Raw genomic sequence first — 797 nt, 5'->3', positions numbered from 1 at the left:
CCCACGACCTCGCCCGCGTGGGCGGTGATGCTGACCCGCTTCACGCCGGTCGGCACCGCGAGGTCGCGGACGCTGAGCAGCTCCTCGCCACGGGTGATCGCGGGCCGCAAGGACTCAGCGAGCGCCTCGCCGGTCATCGCCGCCACGAGCCGGTCGTGATCAAGGCTCGTCGCCGGGACGGTCGTGACCGTCTGCCCGTCCTTGAGCACGGTCACGGTCTCACAGATCCGGAGCACGTCGTCCAGGTCGTGGGAGATGAAGACGACGGCGGTCCCCCGCCCCTTGATCTGGTCCAGGACGCGGTAGAGCCGCTCACGCTCCCGTTCCGGGAGCGCCGTGGTCGGCTCGTCGAGGATCAGCACGGCCGAGGCCGCTCGCAGGGCGCGCATGATCTCGATCAGCTGCCGGTCGCCGGGGGACAAGGAGGCGGCCCGGGCGTGCGGGTCGATCTGGACCTCGAGGTCGGCGCACATCCGGTCGTACTCACGACGCATCGCCGACCAGCCCACCCCTCGCATCCGGTTGCGAGGTGTGGCGCCGAGGAAGACGTTCTCCAAGGCGGACAGCTCGGAGACCAGCTGCGGCTCCTGGTAGATCACCGCGACGCCCGCGGCGCGGTGCTCCGTGACCCCGCCGGACGCCTCGTGACCGGCGATCAGGACCTGGCCCGCGTCGGGAGCGACGGCACCGGCGATGATCTTGATCAGCGTGGACTTCCCGGCCCCGTTCTGTCCCACCAGGCCTCGCACCTCTCCGGGCGCGACCGCGAGGGAGACATCGTGGAGCGCCCGGACCCC

1 protein-coding gene is annotated in these 797 nt (G+C 71.5%); it reads right to left on the bottom strand.

Annotated features, from left to right (window positions below):
* Nucleotides 1–737: ATP-binding cassette domain-containing protein (locus Q0L15_RS19330; protein WP_296606194.1), on the bottom strand; the 737-nt coding region annotated here is incomplete at its 3' end.
* Nucleotides 738–797: the final 60 nt, after the last annotated feature.

It is taken from the genome of Nocardioides sp. (assembly GCF_024509035.1).
Taxonomy (GTDB): Bacteria; Actinomycetota; Actinomycetes; order Propionibacteriales; family Nocardioidaceae; genus Nocardioides.
This window is presented reverse-complemented; position numbering and strand designations above follow the sequence as displayed.